Genomic DNA, 15,386 nt, shown 5'->3' with positions numbered 1-15,386 from the left:
ATTCCTTATTTAATGATTACCGGCTTAGCAGTATAGGCGGCACTTAGAAATTTCCAGGTTCCCCCTTCCTTGATTAAAGTGAAATAATCCATATTATGGGATTGGGCTTTACCCTCCCGGTACAGGATGGCATCTGCTTTTACAAAGGCCAATTGCCCTTCACTGATATGGATGGTGTAATTGGATACCGGTTCGGTGAATCGGGTCGCGTTTTCGTTTTTACTGGCCAAATAATCTTCAATAGTGGTGGTAAACGTTTTCCACTTTCCTTCCCTAAAACTTGCCCCGCCAATGGTCGCTTTTGGCAAAAACATAGGCTCAACAGCCTCCAAATCGCCGTTTCCAACTGCAATTAAAAAGCTTTCCACCAATTTCTTGACAGCGGATTCATCGGATTCGGCTGCAGGTCTTGTTTCCTCAAATTCAAAAATGAATCTGATCCCATCATAAAAGCCCGGATAGGGCACATGGCCGTAATTGGCATAAGTGACATACTTGTAAGAAATCCTCTCTCCCAATCGGGTTTTGATCAGTTCCGAAAAGTCTGCCAATTGCTTGTGGATAACCCGATCGGCGTCATAGGCATCGTTCAGGGAATTGGCCATAAAGATTTTTCTACCCTCAAAATCGCCTGGCTTTTGAAAAGCCTTTTCGCTCAAGTCCAGAAAATAAGCATTGCTTTCTTCAAACCAACCGGCACTGTGTCCGATATAGGCTTCAAATAAGGTGGGTTTGGTAAGCAAGGTATACAATGTAAAAAGACCACTTAGAGACTGTCCTTTGAGGATTCTTTGTTCGTTGGTCCGGTAGGTTTTTTCTATGGATGGAATCAGTTCCTTTTCGATAAAGGATAGAAAATCTTCTGCCCTAGGTGGTCCAGGATAGCCTTTGGCCACCACAGGCATCATATCCCTGTTGCGGTTTGTATTCTCAATGGCCACGATGATCATTTCGGGCGCAAGGTTTCGACTCTGTAATCTTCGGAGATCAGAGAGGGCGTTGAATAGTCCATATTCCGAACCATCGAGCAGGTATAAAACCGGATAGGATGCAGTAGAAGTCTGATAGCTATCCGGCAAGTGAATCAACAGGGGTCTGTTTTCAAGAAGTATCTCAGATTGGATAGTTTTATGTACTCCGATTTGGATAGAAACATCCTGCGCTAGGAGGTCTCCTGACTTACTCCATCCCAGAAGGATCAGTAGCAAAAGGCAATATATATAAGTGTTTTTCATGATTATAAAGCCTAATTCAATTGGTATTTGTCTTTGATCTCTTTGATCAGGTCTTCACCCAATAGCAGCTGCGCCTTATACTCCTGAAGCGAGCGCCCCGTCATCGTCCGGACGACGGCGACTTTATTGATAAATAAGTCCAAGCTGTCTTGGTCCCGGATCTTGATGTAGGTCTCTTTGGTAATGGGCTTGTCGAACCGTAACTCACCAGTTACCTCAAAATTGATCAGTGTTGCTGCTAGTGGTACCAATTCCCATTCTCCCTTTTCTACAAGCTCATCCCGGAATACTGTTTTCTTCAATTGGTTGTCATAGGCATTCATTTTATTGACCAGCCTTTGATCAAAATACCGCAGGGTACCCGAGGATTTCATTTGGGAATAAGTGCCGTCTGTGGGTGAAAAAGGAAAAGTGGAGAAAACCATCGTCATACTTTTGTAAAATACCACCGTATCCCAATCCGCACCGGGAGCATGAAGCATGCGAAGGAATTCATCCATTTTTTGGTCTTTCTCCTCCATAAACCGGATCCCTCCCTGCAAGGCTTTTCTGTCCTGTTCCAGATCTTCCAACATGGATTGCGCGAGGACTTTGGCACTTTTGTTTTCGACGTAGGCTTCCCTCTGGTTTTCTACAAAAAAACCAAGGACGATTGCCAGAAAGAGCATCAGAAATTCCTTAAAATAGGATGTCCAGTTTCTCTTTTTGAAGACCTTTGACTCTTTTGCATTGGATTCTTCAATAGTCTGATCTTGATCTAAAGGCTGATTTTCCATGGTCAGTTGAGTTTATATTCTGACTGAATCAGTTCCAATAAGCCGCATGCGTCTGACTTTAAAGATTCGGCTCGGAGGCTATTGCCTTTGGTCATTTTGGATAGGTAGTGGATCTGAAAAGCAATCTCATTGATGACCCCAAAATCAGCTGTGATCAATTGGGGATTGGAGGTCGGCATGACGAATCTCATTTCTGAATCCATGGTGGCGTTCAATTCTGCGGAATGGAAGACCTTCCCTCCCATTTCGCGAAAGGTGGATTTGGTTCTGTTGTCATTCTCGTCCCATTCCTCCAACACCTTTACTTTTTTCTCATATGTAAGCAATTCATTGACGACGTTTCTTTTTCGAAGCAGCCGAAGATTTCCTGCATTTTTGAGCTGCTGTATGGTGCCATCCGAATAGAAAAATGCCTGTTCATTGAACACCTGCCTCGCCAAAAAATAAATCTGATTTCCCAACAAACTCCGCTCTTCTGATAGGATCATTCCTGCCAAAGAATCCATGAGTACGCTTTTTTCTTTTCGGAAAGAGATATATGCGCTAAGGTTGGTTGTATCCGTTTTTAAGTCTTCTATCAAAGAGAGGATGTATTCTTTTTCAATCTTTTTTGCACTCAAAGACTCTCTGTAATTCTCCGCAAGGAATCCACAGAAGACTGCCAGAAAGAGCATAAAGAACTCCTTGAAATAGGATTTCCAGTTCTTCTTTTTCAGGGAACTGATTACCTCTTTGTTGGAAAGGTCTTTCTCGTTTTCGGATACTTGATTTTCTTCCATCCCCTTAATTTTCCAAAGTGACAAACAACTGCGATTGAATCAGCCAAGTCCCGGATTTTTTGGTCCATTGGGCGGAGTACTTCCCTCCCACCACTGCCTCATCCGAACCTTCTACATATCCTTTCCAGGTTCCCGTTTCCCATGCCAATAGGGTTTTGGGATTGACCAGTACTTCGTCCGGAGTCCGGATCCAATACATTCTCGGGCCTGTCGATTCTTGGATATACTTGATCAATTCCTTTTTTCCGGAAATCAAAGTGCCTGCACCTGTGGTGATCAAGGCATCTTCGATGGAAAAGTTCGCATTCAACTCATCATCAAAAGCACGAAGGGCCTGATTCGATGCTTCACGTTGCGCAAGAATCTGAGACACCTCAGCCTCCTGCGCATAGGAGAAGGTGATTACCAAAAGCCCTATCAGGGAAAGAATTGATTTTCTTATACAACTCATTGGTTATCCCTATAATGGTTGAACCAACTCAAAATAGCCGCTGACTTACTCATCAGCATGCTGGGTCGATTGACCAGTCCATGGGACGCATTCGGTATTCGGACCAAAGCAGCTTCCACTCCTTGGAGTTTGAGTGCTGCATAATACTGTTCGGATTCAGAAATGGGCGTACGAAAATCCTGCTCGCCCGTCAGCAGCATGGTTGGGGTTTTAACATTGCCAACAAGTGATAAAGGCGATCTTCTCCAGTAATTCTCCTGATCTTCCCATGGCATTTTTCCGAACCAATACTTGGCAAAGAAAGCCGGGTTGTCCGCATGTAGGACAAAACTTGTCCAATTGATCACGGGTTTGGCTACCACGGCCGCTTTGAAACGATCGGTTTTTCCAATGATCCAAGCTGTCAAAACACCGCCACCTGAACCTCCTGTTACAAATAGGTTATTCGTGTCGACATAGCCTTTAGCAATCACCGCATCCACTCCGGACATCAGGTCCTCGTAGTCATGGTTGGGGTAGTCATGGTGTATTAAATTTCCGAATTCCTGACCGTAACCGGTACTCCCTCTGGGATTGGTATAGAGGACCACATAACCTGCCGCAGCATAGTTTTGGATTTCGTAAGCAAAGGAAGGCCCGTACATGGCAAAAGGACCGCCGTGGATTTCAAGGATCATTGGGTATTTTTTGGAAGGATCAAAGTCAGGAGGGGTGACAATCCATCCCTGAATTCTTCTCCCATCGAAACTGGATTCCCACCAGATTTCTTCAGTTTTTCCGATTTTCCGAAAGGAAAACAAATCATCATTGACTGCCGTCAGTCTTTTGGTTTCTCCGTTATTCCAGATGGCCAAATCAGCTGGATGTTCCGGTCCACCTTGGGTAAAAGCAAAGCGGTTGTTGGTTGAAACGGTGAAAGATCCAGCATTGTATGGCCTGCCCAAATCCAGTCCGCCAAGTCCTTCAACTATCGTTCGGATTTTTCCTGTAAGAGCCACATGCCCCACTTTGACATCACCTTGATCATTATACTGGAAGTAAATACCTTGTCCATTTCCTTCCCATTGCGGATTATTTGCGTCACGGTCCAGATCCGATGTCAGATTTTTTACTCCGGTTCCATCCGCATTCATGATATATAAATTGGTCACCATATAACCCTGGAAGGTGTCATCATGACCTGTGAACGCAATCATTTTGCCGTCAGGAGAAAGTGTGGGACTGCTATCTGGTCCAAACCTTGAGGTCAAGGCTTTCACCTCACCTGTGGACAAATCCAGCTGATAGATTTCTGAATTTCTTGGTTCTAATTCTGAATTTTCATGCAGGTTGGCCGAAAAGAAAAGGCTTTTCCCATCTTTAGCCCAAATAGGGCTTCCATGGTTATTGGCTGAAAATGTGCGTTGTCTCGGCGTTCCCCCATCGATTCCCAAGGTGAAAATCTGGGTTTTGCCGGGTTTTAAATATCCTGTACCGTCACCCCGATAATTTAACTCATCGATGAAGATCGGTGGTGCATTCCAATCCGCACCTTCAGGTTTTCCGGGGATGTTCAGCATGGATTTTTTGGCTTCGGGCACAAATTGCGTAAACGCCAATTGCCTGTCATCCGGACTCCAAGCTACTGCACCGGGAGGTATGGAAGTATTGGTCAGTGCTGCGGTTTCCCTGGTATCGAGATGCATCAGGAAAAGTTTGACCTTATCATCTTGTTTGTTGGAAAGAAAGGCCAGCTTCTTACCGTCATTCGACCATCTTGGGGCATAGTCTCGTTGGTTGCCCTGGGTGAGTTGTCGGATCCGGGAACCATCGGGATTACTGATCCAGAGATTGGAATAATCCCGGTCGGTCATGATGTCCTTGAAATTTCGGACAAAGACAATTTGGGTGCCGTCCGGGGAAATCTGCGGATCGGTGACATACTCCATATTGAAGAGGTCGGTCAGTTCGAGATTGGTTTTTTCCTGGGCCTGAATACTGTTGATGTAAAAGACAAGTAAACCAAGTAATAAGGGGATGCGGTATTTCATGCGATTAACGATTTAAGAGTTTAATGATTTGAATTGGGGAGGAAGTGCCCTTGTTTTCAAAATTAACTTTTTGAAAGCACAAGGGAAAATAAGACTCGGGATGAAAAGGAAGATGAGTGGCTTTTTTCATAGGGGTGTTATTTGTTGGTTTATGGAAGGTTTCTTTCTTTTATAGAAAGCGATCAGCTGATAGATTATGGACAGAATGAGTACGAAAAGACCAATGCCCAGGAGTTCGGTTTGGCTCAATTGAAAAAAAACCCATATCAAAGCAATCAGGGCAAAAGTACCAAGGAAGTATCCTCCTTTGATTTTAAATAAATCAGGACCTGGATTTTTTTCTGTTATTCTAAATTTGAAAAAGGCAAGGATTACTCCTAAATAAATGAGAATGGAGTTCCCTGTGACTAATATCAACAGGTATCTAAAGCTTCCCGTACCGGCAATAAGTAATTCCAGAATGGCCAGGAAAACAATCGCGATGGCAGGAGTGCCATATTTGGGATGAAGTTTGGCAAATACTTTTGGCAGGATTCCATCCACTGCTCCGGCGTATAGAATGCGGTTTTTCAGTAAAAAAATGGAACTGAATGTGCTCCATACTGCGATAAAGGAGACGAAAAGGATCAGAAGAAACCCGGTATTTCCTGCCAGGTTTTTGGCTAATTCGGCCAATGGAGCCTCTTGATTTTCGATCAAAGTCTGACCAAGAACTCCCTGAACGGCCAAATGGATCAAACAAAAAATCAAGACAACGCCGAAAATTCCAATCACGAATCCCAAAGGGGCTGTTCGTTTTGGATTTTTCATTTCACCCCCGACACTCAGGGCCAATTCACCACCAAGAAATGCGAATATCAAGAGTAGGGAAGCTTCTCCGATTTTGGAAAATTCAGAAAACCCTTTCCAGATAATGTTATCCAAACTTATGGCAGAAAGGCCAAAGGTCACCAGAACCAACATCGCCAAAACCTTGGTGAAGGTCAGGATTTTCACGAAGATCATGCTGTCTTTTATTCCCCGGACGCTGAGCAAAGAAATGATTCCCAGAATCACCGAAAATAAACCAATCCTGGCCCAAAGCTCCCCAAGAACAGGAAAAGAGGTAGCCGCAATATCTGCCATGGCATTAAGCAGTGCTGCACAGGCCAAAACACCCACTCCAAACAAATACAGCGAATTGGAAAGAAAACCTGCCAAAGGACCGAATGCACGCTCGATATAGACATACATCCCGCCCGTATCGGTAACTCGGCTGCTGACCTCAGCAAAACAAAGACCAAGCGCTAAAAAGATAAATCCACAAAAAATATAGGCCAAAATACTTCCGTTTCCTAAAATCACAAAGACCAGTGCTGGTAGCAGGAATATCCCACTTCCTATCGAAATGCTGAGTACATTGGTCACCACACCTAATATGCCGACTTCGCGTTTCAATTTATTGGTTTCGAGGTCTGCCATCATTAGTCATTAGATTTTCGCCAGATTTGGGTGTTGGAGTTCGGATACCAACCTGTTGGGAAAATTTCTCCCATTCCAGCAGTAGTTCTTGGTATTTTTCAGGATTCACCTCTTTCATATCCTGCTGCTCGGAGAGGTCATTTTCCAGATGATATAGCTCGAAGTTTTTCAATTCAAAAGGTTTTTCAGTATTCAAAAGCTTCCATTTTCCTTTTCTGAGCATCGCATCGCCCCGATGTTCCAAGCCAAAAACATAAGTGGAATCATGAATTGGATCTGGATCTCCGGTCAAAGCAGGTAAAAGAGAGCTTCCCGCTAATCCTGCAATTTCTTTCCCTCTCCAGGTTTTCGGGTAGGTTATTCCGGCGAGTTCGTAGAAAGTCGGAGCCAGATCCATGATGCTGAGAAATTGATCGTTGATTTGGTTTTTTGGGCTGACTCCCGGACCGGAGATTATCATGGGGGCATTCATTCCCCCTTCGGTGGTGTATCCTTTGAAGTATTTGAAAGGAGAAGCACCTGCCTCTGCCCATTGCGGACCATAGGAAATAAAGGAGTTTTCCTTTCCCATATCTTCAAATGCATCTGAATAATTTTCCTGTAGAAATGGCCCAAAATAGTCATGGTAGAAGAAGTCCTCAGCGGCAGCGCCATTATCTGACAGAAAAACAATCATCGTGTTTTCGTATTGGCCTGTTTCCTTTAGGTGGGAAATCAAACGCCCGATGTTGTAGTCCAGGTTCTCCACCATGCCGGCATAGAGTTCCATCTTTCGGGATTCTTTTTTCTGTTTCTCCGGAGAAAGCGAATCCCATGGTTTGACCCTTGGATGAAGCGGAGGTGTTTCTGCGGTTGGATGGATCATCCCTGCTTTTTTGAGTGATTCCAGTCTTTTGTCGCGAAGGACTTCGTAACCGGCATCATAGCGGCCCTCATATTTTTTCCAGTAGCTTGAATCTACCTGTAGAGGCCAATGTGGGGAAGTATAAGCGGCAAAAACGAAGAAGGGCTGTCCATCCTCGCTATCCCCTTTGATGTAGGATATCAGTTTGTCTGTATAAAAATCCGCGGAATACGCGTCTTCAGGCCAATTGGCTTCTTCTCCATTTTCGGTATAAATTGAAGTGGGTGTATCCGGGAAAATACCTCTTTCGCTGTAGTGGTTGGCCCCACCTTCCAGGGTCACAAAGGATTTTTCAAAACCTTTATTGGCAGGATTGGCATCAGCAGATCCTCCCAAATGCCATTTTCCGGCCATATAAGTATGGTAGCCTGCTGAGCGAAGCAGTTCAGGAACAGGAATAATCCGGCCACTGAGTTTTCCTTCGTATCCGGGAATTCCCGTGACCAAATCCTGTGAACCCATACCCGCCACATGGTTAAAATTTCCCGACAGCAACATGGCCCGGCTTACCGCACAAAATGGGGCGGTATGAAATCGGCTAAACCGGATGCCCTCTTTGGCCAATTGATCAAGATTAGGCGTGGCAATGTCTCCTCCAAAGGAACCCATATCTGCATAGCCCAAGTCATCGGCCATGATTAAAAGGATATTGGGAGGCTTAGGGGGCGGTATTTCTTTTTGGCAGGAAAATAAGAGTATTCCTAAAAAAGTGGTAAGGATAATTGGTTTAATTTGATAATTCATTTGTAAATCTGTTTTTCAGAAAGCTTATAATAATTAATGGTCAATAGCTTAGCATCTGCTTAATAATAAATAAGATAAGTGTTTTTTGATTGATTTCATTATCCATCTAACCTTTATTCTTCTTCCACATCCGATACACCTTACCCAGGAAATAAATCCCTGTCAATACCACAATCAAGATCAGTATTCCCTTTATCTCAAGTCCTGTCAAATTGGATAGGAAAAAAAGAATGATACCCGCCGAAAGAATTGGAACGGTGTAACCAAAAGGGATTTTGAACCCCCCATTATCCAAATCCTTCTTTCTTCGAAGACCGATCACCGAGAGCGAAACGCCAAAATAAAGCAGCAACACACTTGAAGCGGCGATTACGGCCAATTGCCTAAAGCCTCCTATGGTGGCAAGGGAAAAACCCAGCCCACTGTACAGCAAAATCGCCAAATAAGGAGTTTTGAATTTGTGGTGGATAGAAGCCAACCTACTGAAAGGAATCACCCCATCCCGGGAAAGTCTAAAAATCACTCTTGGATTATTCAGGATCTGCCCACTGACCATTCCAAACATCGATATCCCTGTTCCAACAAAAAGAAGGGTATATCCTACGGGTCCAAAAACAATTTCAGCAGCTTCTGCCAAAGGTGCTTCTTTTTGATTTGGAAGGTCGTTGCCCAAAACTCCCTGAGAAACCAATTGGATAAGTATGTAGAGCAATAGCACTCCCGAAATTCCTATAAAAATCGCACGGGGTACCGTCTTTTGTGGGTTTTTGATTTCCCCACCAATCGACAAGCCCGCGTCCCCACCCATAAAAGCAAAAAACAAGATCAGGGAAGCCTCTCCCAATTTTTGGATGGTCGGTTCAGATTCCCAAGATAAATTGACCCATTGCACATCTTTCCAGCCAAAGCTTATAAGGAGCAATAGTGGAATCAATTTGGCGACGGTAGTGATTTTGACCAATCCTATCCCTTGTTTGACTCCGATCACATTGAGGATGGTCAAACCTGAAAATAAAAGAAAAAGGGAAAATATTCTGAGAGTTGAATTCTTGAAAATCGGAAACAGTAAAGCCAAAATCTCAACTAAGGCATTGGAAACTGCCGCATCTGCAAAAATACTTCCCATCAAAGAGAATATTGAAACCAAAAATCCCGGATAAGCCCCAAAGGCAGTCTCCACATAAGCGTATCCTCCACCGGAATGGGTCACCTTGCTCCCCACCTCTGCAAAACAAAGCATGACCAAACCGATCAGCAATCCACAAAACAGGTAAGCCAAGACCCCGGAAGCCCCCATGGTTTCCGCGATGATGGCCGGCAAAACAAAGATGCCGGCACCTACCATGATATTGACAATATTGGCCGAGAGCCCCCACACGCCAACTTCTCTTTTTAATCCTTCTTGGGTGGTTTGCATAGGAGGTTTGAAAAATGGGGATGAATGGAATTTTTGATCATGTTTAAGTTAAATACCAATGCAATTTGTTCTTGTAATCCTTGAAAAGGATCTTAGGTGATGAATGCATTTGGGATTAAGATAAAAAAATCAATGGTTCGAGAACGTCGAGTTAGGACGAAGCGCAGGATTTTCTTCCCCAATCAGGGGATTTATTGTCCGAAGAAAAATTTTTGGGGGAGAAGGGGAATTCAATTTGATCCGAAGTATTTGTTTTGGTTGATTTAATTTCGGTCAAATGGGATAGTGAAATTCAACTTCTACCTGATGGCAGACAGGCCTTTAGAGTTTGGAAAACCTAGGGACTGCTAATCATAAATTACCCCATATTGTTAACCCAAATCTGCCTGTTCAACAATTGGTAAAAACAACCTGATTTTCTTTTCATCGGCCGGATAAAATAAAAAAGGGCTCACGTCGGCTAGTATTTCTTCAATATATGTACGGGCATAGAGGTCCAGGATTCGATCAACTAACTGCCTGGAATTCCTAAAAAAATTTTTGAGAATTCTAAAATATTCATTTCTATTTATCCTAATTAAATAGGTTTTATAGAATCATATATAAGCAAATTGATCGAACCTTTAAGTTTATTAAGAATTTTTGGCTGGAAGTATAGGGATGAATCAATCAAAAATCAACACCTAATTCTCACACCTATATTTATCACTTCATATATTTCTCAAACCAGGTCAAAATGCGCGGGGAAACATCCATCAGGAATTTGGGTTCAGTGGGTCCATGCGGCGTTCGGGGATACATGATCATTTCTGTGTCCACGTCCTTTCGCTTCAAAGAATTATAAAACTCCTGACCCTGAGCGAGGGGGAAAAGGCAAGGAAAAAGGAAAGGAAGATAGTTTTTTTCATTTTCAGCATATTATGATCAGTAATATAAGTGAAAATGTCCGGGTCTCAAAAGCCCTGGTTTTGGGAATATTTGCCTATGGATTTTCAAATGAAAATAATGTAGAATAAAATGGCATGAAGCGCATAAAAACTGAACTGAAAAAATAGGAACTTAACGTTTCCCTTATGGGCCTGTCCCGCATAATTAAAGTCATTTTGATTCCCAATTCAAATGAAGGGTTTGGTAAATGCATTTGGGTATGAGATAAAAATATCAATGTTCTTGAACCCTGACCTAGGACGAAACGCTTGAATTTCTTCCCCAATAAATAGGATTACTTTCCGAACGGGAATTGTCTAACCTTAGAAGTTCGAAGCAGGAAATATTCCTTCTTCAACATTTTAAAATTGTTAAAATTTGACTTAGGAATTTAAATAAATTTTATTTAAGTTGTTGATAAGAAACCACTTAAAAACCAATGACTCGTACTTTTTTTCTGTTTTTCATTTTTATTACCATCTCTTTTCTATGTAAAAGCCAGGACGTTAAAATCACAACTATTCCTCACATATTCGATCCAAATCATACCAATATTATGGGAATGTGCCAGGACGATAAGGGCTTCATCTGGCTTGCGGATAACTTCAATGGTTTGGTAAGATACGATGGGACGAATAAAAAGTATTTTAAGTCCAATCCAAATGACAGCAGCTCGCTTCATACAAACCGGCTGGAATGCCTATATGCAGGAAAAGGTGGGATTATCTGGATTGGGAGCGTTCATGAGGGCTTGGATAGACTTGATACCTCTAAGGAAACTTTTACACATTACCAAAATGATTCAAGCGATACCACCAGTCTTCGCGATAATCGGGTCTCTGCTCTTCTGGAAGATCGCTCGGGTACTTTATGGATTGGAACAGCAAAAGGACTCGATACCTTGGACAGGAAGACCGGGCATTTTGTTCATATCCAAGACGACACTCCTGCCGGTCGCTCCATTGCAGAGGCAGCAGTAAGAAGTATCTATGAGGATCATGCCGGACGGATTTGGATTGGCGCAGGCAATGCGTTCGATTTTGAGGAACACCCTTCTTCTGGATTATATAAGTTTGAAAAAGAGTCTGGTCGGATCACTCACTTTAGACATGATCCAAAAGATTCGGCCTCCCTAATTAGTAATAGGGTCAGGGCTATATTTGAGGACAGCAAAGGTAATTTTTATGTCGGTTCAGATGGGGATGGACTCCATATCATGAACCGGGAACAAGGCACATTTCAACGATTGTCCAACGTCCCAAATAATCCACATGCATTCTCCCGTCCACCTGTCAACCCAAACGCTCTCTTTGCAGTGGATCACATTACCTTTATCAATGAGGATTCTCAAGGGTGTATTTGGATCGGAACTTATGCAGGAGGGATCAACCGATACAATCCGAAATCGAAGACCATTGAGTTTTTTGGAATTTCGGGAATTGGACCGAATTACATGGAGAAAAATGATTTTCGGTCCTTGCTGAAAACCAAGGATAATCTTATGTGGGTTTCGGGATGGGAGCCCGAGACAGAGAATCAAGTGTTGTTTCAAATCTCTACCTTTAAAAATTATTTTGAACACACCCCTATCGGAACACGGGCAATGGTCTTTGCCCAAGACCAGGAACCTGGCGTTTGGATTGGCACCGGGCAAGGCGTGTTTGGCCATGACGTGAACCAATCGAGGGATAGTTTTTTCACCTTTGTCCAAAATACATTGAGATCAGTAACAATCACGGATCTTAAATTTGACCAAGCATACAATTTATGGGTCGGCAACCGATGGGGCGGAGCGTACTTTTTCGATCGACAGACAATGACCTATATGCTATATGGACCGGAGGAGAAGGGTAAAAACGGTCTTTCCTCTTCGTTTCAATATGTCATTTTGCCTATCGATGAGGATACTATCTGGATAGGCACGAATGGGGGGCTTGACCTGTTCAATTCAAAAAGCGGAAAATTCACGCATTTTACCCCTAACCCAAACAATCCCAACAGTTTAAGCGGATTCGCTGTGGAAAGTCTCCTTCAAGATTCCAATGGAAGACTTTGGGCAGGCACCGGTAATGGTCTTAACCTTTATCGGAAAGAATCAGCTGATTTTGAAAGATTTTTGGATAGCGCAGGTGTGCGTATTATCGAAATTTATGAAGATAGCAAAAAGCGAATTTGGGCCAGTTCCTACAGGTCAGGGTTTTTTTTATTAGATCCGGAAACAGGAATTTTCGATCGGTATTACGACAATACCGGTCTAATCACAGATTTGCTTCTCATCACAGGATTAGTGGAGGATGATTCAAAATTGCTTTGGTTGTACACAGATATTGGGTTCATCCGATTGGATCCCGAAACTAAAAACGCAGCCCTTTTTGGGTACAGTTGGAAAAAACCCAACCAGACTGGCTTTTACTCTAAAAACGCATTTATTTCCAAGAACAATGAAATTTTTGTCGGAAATGCCTCAGGGTATTTTTCTTTCTATCCGGAAGAGTTGGAAAAGCAATATCCCGATGAGCCTATTCCGTATTTCTCTGCTTTCTTTCTGGGTGACCGTCATATTTCATCCCAAACGGATAAAAAAATCCTGCCGAAGCGTCTCAATGAAACCAATGAGATAATGTTGTCTCACCATCAGAATACCTTTACGTTTGAATTTGGAAGTATTGATTTCGTAACCTTGGAATCAGAAAAAAACATCCGCTATAAGTTGGAAAACTTTGATCAAAACTGGAGGGATGGAAAAGCTCACACTGCTTCTTATTATTCCTTACCTCCAGGAGAGTATATTTTTCATGTCCTGGCTACTAACCGATACGGGAATTTGGGGCAGAGATCGCTATCCATTACAGTGATGCCGCCTTGGTTTACCCAATGGTGGGCTTGGCTGGCGTATGCCATGCTGCTGTTTTTACTGCTTTATTTGATTTATAGCTTTTTGCTTCGCAGAAAACTGGCCCAAGCGGAAGTTATACGTCTGCAAGACCTGGATCTCGTTAAAACCAGAATCTACACCAATTTGACGCATGAATTCAGGACGCCCTTGACAGTGATTTCAGGTATTGCAGATCATATATTATCACAACCTTCGATTGAGACTATGAAAGAGGGACTTCCAATGATTAAAAGGAATAGTGCCCAACTGCTCAGACTGATCAACCAGATGCTGGATCTATCCAAACTTCAGTCAGGTAGATTGACCGCAAAAATGATCCATGACAATATCCTGACTTATTTAAAATACCTGACCGAGTCCTTTCATTCCCTGGCCGATTCCAAGGATATTCGACTGCATCTACTCCCCCGTTTTGAGGAGTTGTACATGGATTTTGATCCGGAGAAAATTCAGGCCATTTTTTCCAATCTGGTAGGAAATGCTGTAAAATTCACGCCCCCTGGAGGTAATATTTACATTAAAATAGAAAAGATCAGCTCCAGGGAATTGGAGGATTTTTTGGAAATCAAAGTGAAGGATACCGGCAAAGGAATTCCTTCCCAACATTTACCCTATATTTTTGATCGTTTTTATCAGGTAGATGATTCGGCTACGAGGTCAGATGAGGGAACAGGAATTGGCCTGGCGCTCACCAAAGAGCTGATGTTGCTTATGTCCGGAACCATAGAAGTCAGCAGTCAGATGGGAAAGGGTACGGAATTTACAGTTAGACTTCCCATAAAAAAAGTTGCTCCAAAGGGTAATGCAGGCGAATTGGCCCATGAAACATGGTCAACTGTCAAGGATTTGGTGGATGCATCTTCTTTTGGTGCTGAGGAAGATTACGATGAAAGCCTCCCGCTGGCCTTACTGGTGGAAGACAATGAAGATGTACTCAGCTACCTGGAGCTCTGCCTCCAAGACAAATACAAAATCCAAAAAGCCAGAAATGGCATCCAAGGCATCCAATTGGCCATTGAAATGATTCCAGACATCATCGTCAGTGACGTGATGATGCCAGAAAAGGACGGCTACGAACTCGTCGAAGGACTAAAAAAAGATGAACGCACCAGCCATATTCCTATCATCCTACTTACTGCCAAAGCAGATCTGGAATCCCGATTGGAAGGTCTCGAAAGAGGAGCGGATGCCTACCTTTCCAAGCCCTTTGAGAAGAAAGAACTGGAAGTCCGACTGCGGAAATTGATTGAGGTACGACAAAAACTTTCAGCTCGCTATGTCACTCTCAACCCTGCAGGAACACCCGAAACCCCTGCCGAAATACAAGAGGATGGTTTTCTGAAAAAGCTTCGCTCCATCGTGGTTGCTCATTTGGAAAGTGAGGAGTTTGGCATTGGGGAGCTATGCAAAGAACTGGCTGTAAGCCGAACCCAGCTTCACCGTAAACTCAAAGCCCTGACCAATAAGTCCACTTCCCAAGTCATCCGAACGATTCGGATGCAGGAAGCAAAGAAGCTTTTGCTCAATTCGGCCTTGAATATTTCAGAAATTGGCTACGCTGTAGGTTATGGCAATCCCAGCCATTTTACGCAAGAGTTTACCAAGGAATTTGGGGAAGCCCCGAGCTTTTTTAGAAAAGGGTGATACTTTTAAGTGGTTATTCGCTTCTTTGCCAGTAAGCCTTTAACGTATTTCAAGCTTGACGGTATTCCGATAGCTCCTAAAATCCGTAAGTGACCTAATGACATTCAATTCTGTAAACCAAA

At 43.1% G+C, this 15,386-nt stretch carries 9 protein-coding genes; 1 reads left to right on the top strand and 8 read right to left on the bottom strand.

Annotation, left to right across the window (positions count from 1 at the left end):
• Window positions 1-5: 5 nt before the first annotated feature.
• The 8 genes from HMJ38_RS05135 to HMJ38_RS05100 form a co-directional block, all read right to left on the bottom strand.
• Window positions 6-1,235 carry an alpha/beta hydrolase-fold protein gene (locus tag HMJ38_RS05135; RefSeq protein WP_194973302.1) on the bottom strand — a complete coding sequence of 410 codons (1,230 nt, stop codon included), beginning with the start codon at window positions 1,233-1,235 and terminating at the stop codon, window positions 6-8.
• A gap of 11 nt (window positions 1,236-1,246) precedes the next feature.
• Window positions 1,247-2,011: a hypothetical protein gene (locus HMJ38_RS05130; RefSeq protein ID WP_194973301.1), complete on the bottom strand. Its 765-nt coding sequence runs from the start codon at window positions 2,009-2,011 to the stop codon at window positions 1,247-1,249.
• Window positions 2,012-2,013: 2 nt separating this feature from the next.
• Window positions 2,014-2,790 (bottom strand): hypothetical protein, encoded by a 777-nt coding sequence (locus HMJ38_RS05125; protein WP_194973300.1) that lies wholly within the window; start codon window positions 2,788-2,790, stop codon window positions 2,014-2,016.
• A gap of 4 nt (window positions 2,791-2,794) precedes the next feature.
• The gene (locus HMJ38_RS05120) at window positions 2,795-3,241 is read right to left on the bottom strand and encodes a nuclear transport factor 2 family protein (protein ID WP_194973299.1); all 447 of its coding nucleotides are present in this window, start codon (window positions 3,239-3,241) and stop codon (window positions 2,795-2,797) included.
• Entirely contained in the window at window positions 3,238-5,271 is a 2,034-nt protein-coding gene (locus HMJ38_RS05115) for a S9 family peptidase (protein ID WP_194973298.1), read from the bottom strand. Before HMJ38_RS05115 ends, HMJ38_RS05120 begins: the two co-directional genes overlap by 4 nt.
• 126 nt (window positions 5,272-5,397) lie before the next feature.
• A complete protein-coding gene (locus HMJ38_RS05110) occupies window positions 5,398-6,735 on the bottom strand; it encodes an APC family permease (protein ID WP_194973297.1) in 1,338 nt (445 codons plus the stop codon).
• The gene (locus HMJ38_RS05105; protein ID WP_194973296.1) at window positions 6,710-8,380 is read right to left on the bottom strand and encodes an arylsulfatase; all 1,671 of its coding nucleotides are present in this window, start codon (window positions 8,378-8,380) and stop codon (window positions 6,710-6,712) included. Before HMJ38_RS05105 ends, HMJ38_RS05110 begins: the two co-directional genes overlap by 26 nt.
• A 106-nt stretch (window positions 8,381-8,486) precedes the next feature.
• Entirely contained in the window at window positions 8,487-9,797 is a 1,311-nt protein-coding gene (locus tag HMJ38_RS05100) for an APC family permease (protein ID WP_194973295.1), read from the bottom strand.
• 1,483 nt (window positions 9,798-11,280) lie between these two features.
• On the opposite strand from HMJ38_RS05100, the gene HMJ38_RS05095 reads away from it, so the two are divergent.
• Window positions 11,281-15,264 carry a hybrid sensor histidine kinase/response regulator transcription factor gene (locus HMJ38_RS05095; protein ID WP_228779897.1) on the top strand — a complete coding sequence of 1,328 codons (3,984 nt, stop codon included), beginning with the start codon at window positions 11,281-11,283 and terminating at the stop codon, window positions 15,262-15,264.
• Window positions 15,265-15,386 lie beyond the last annotated feature (122 nt).

Origin of the sequence: Aquiflexum lacus (genome assembly GCF_015476655.1) — a bacterium.
Classification (GTDB): Bacteria; Bacteroidota; Bacteroidia; order Cytophagales; family Cyclobacteriaceae; genus Aquiflexum; species Aquiflexum lacus.
Note: the sequence above shows the minus strand (reverse complement) of the source record. Positions and strands in the feature narration are given on the sequence as shown.

What these genes read in the sequence shown, in the direction of transcription:
- HMJ38_RS05105 (WP_194973296.1), bottom strand. Translation starts at nt 8,380, where the DNA reads ATGAATTATCAAATTAAACCAATTATCCTTACCACTTTTTTAGGAATA.
- HMJ38_RS05110 (WP_194973297.1), bottom strand. Translation starts at nt 6,735, where the DNA reads ATGATGGCAGACCTCGAAACCAATAAATTGAAACGCGAAGTCGGCATA.
- HMJ38_RS05135 (WP_194973302.1), bottom strand. Translation starts at nt 1,235, where the DNA reads ATGAAAAACACTTATATATATTGCCTTTTGCTACTGATCCTTCTGGGA.
- HMJ38_RS05115 (WP_194973298.1), bottom strand. Translation starts at nt 5,271, where the DNA reads ATGAAATACCGCATCCCCTTATTACTTGGTTTACTTGTCTTTTACATC.
- HMJ38_RS05125 (WP_194973300.1), bottom strand. Translation starts at nt 2,790, where the DNA reads ATGGAAGAAAATCAAGTATCCGAAAACGAGAAAGACCTTTCCAACAAA.
- HMJ38_RS05120 (WP_194973299.1), bottom strand. Translation starts at nt 3,241, where the DNA reads ATGAGTTGTATAAGAAAATCAATTCTTTCCCTGATAGGGCTTTTGGTA.
- HMJ38_RS05095 (WP_228779897.1), top strand. Translation starts at nt 11,281, where the DNA reads ATGGGAATGTGCCAGGACGATAAGGGCTTCATCTGGCTTGCGGATAAC.
- HMJ38_RS05130 (WP_194973301.1), bottom strand. Translation starts at nt 2,011, where the DNA reads ATGGAAAATCAGCCTTTAGATCAAGATCAGACTATTGAAGAATCCAAT.
- HMJ38_RS05100 (WP_194973295.1), bottom strand. Translation starts at nt 9,797, where the DNA reads ATGCAAACCACCCAAGAAGGATTAAAAAGAGAAGTTGGCGTGTGGGGG.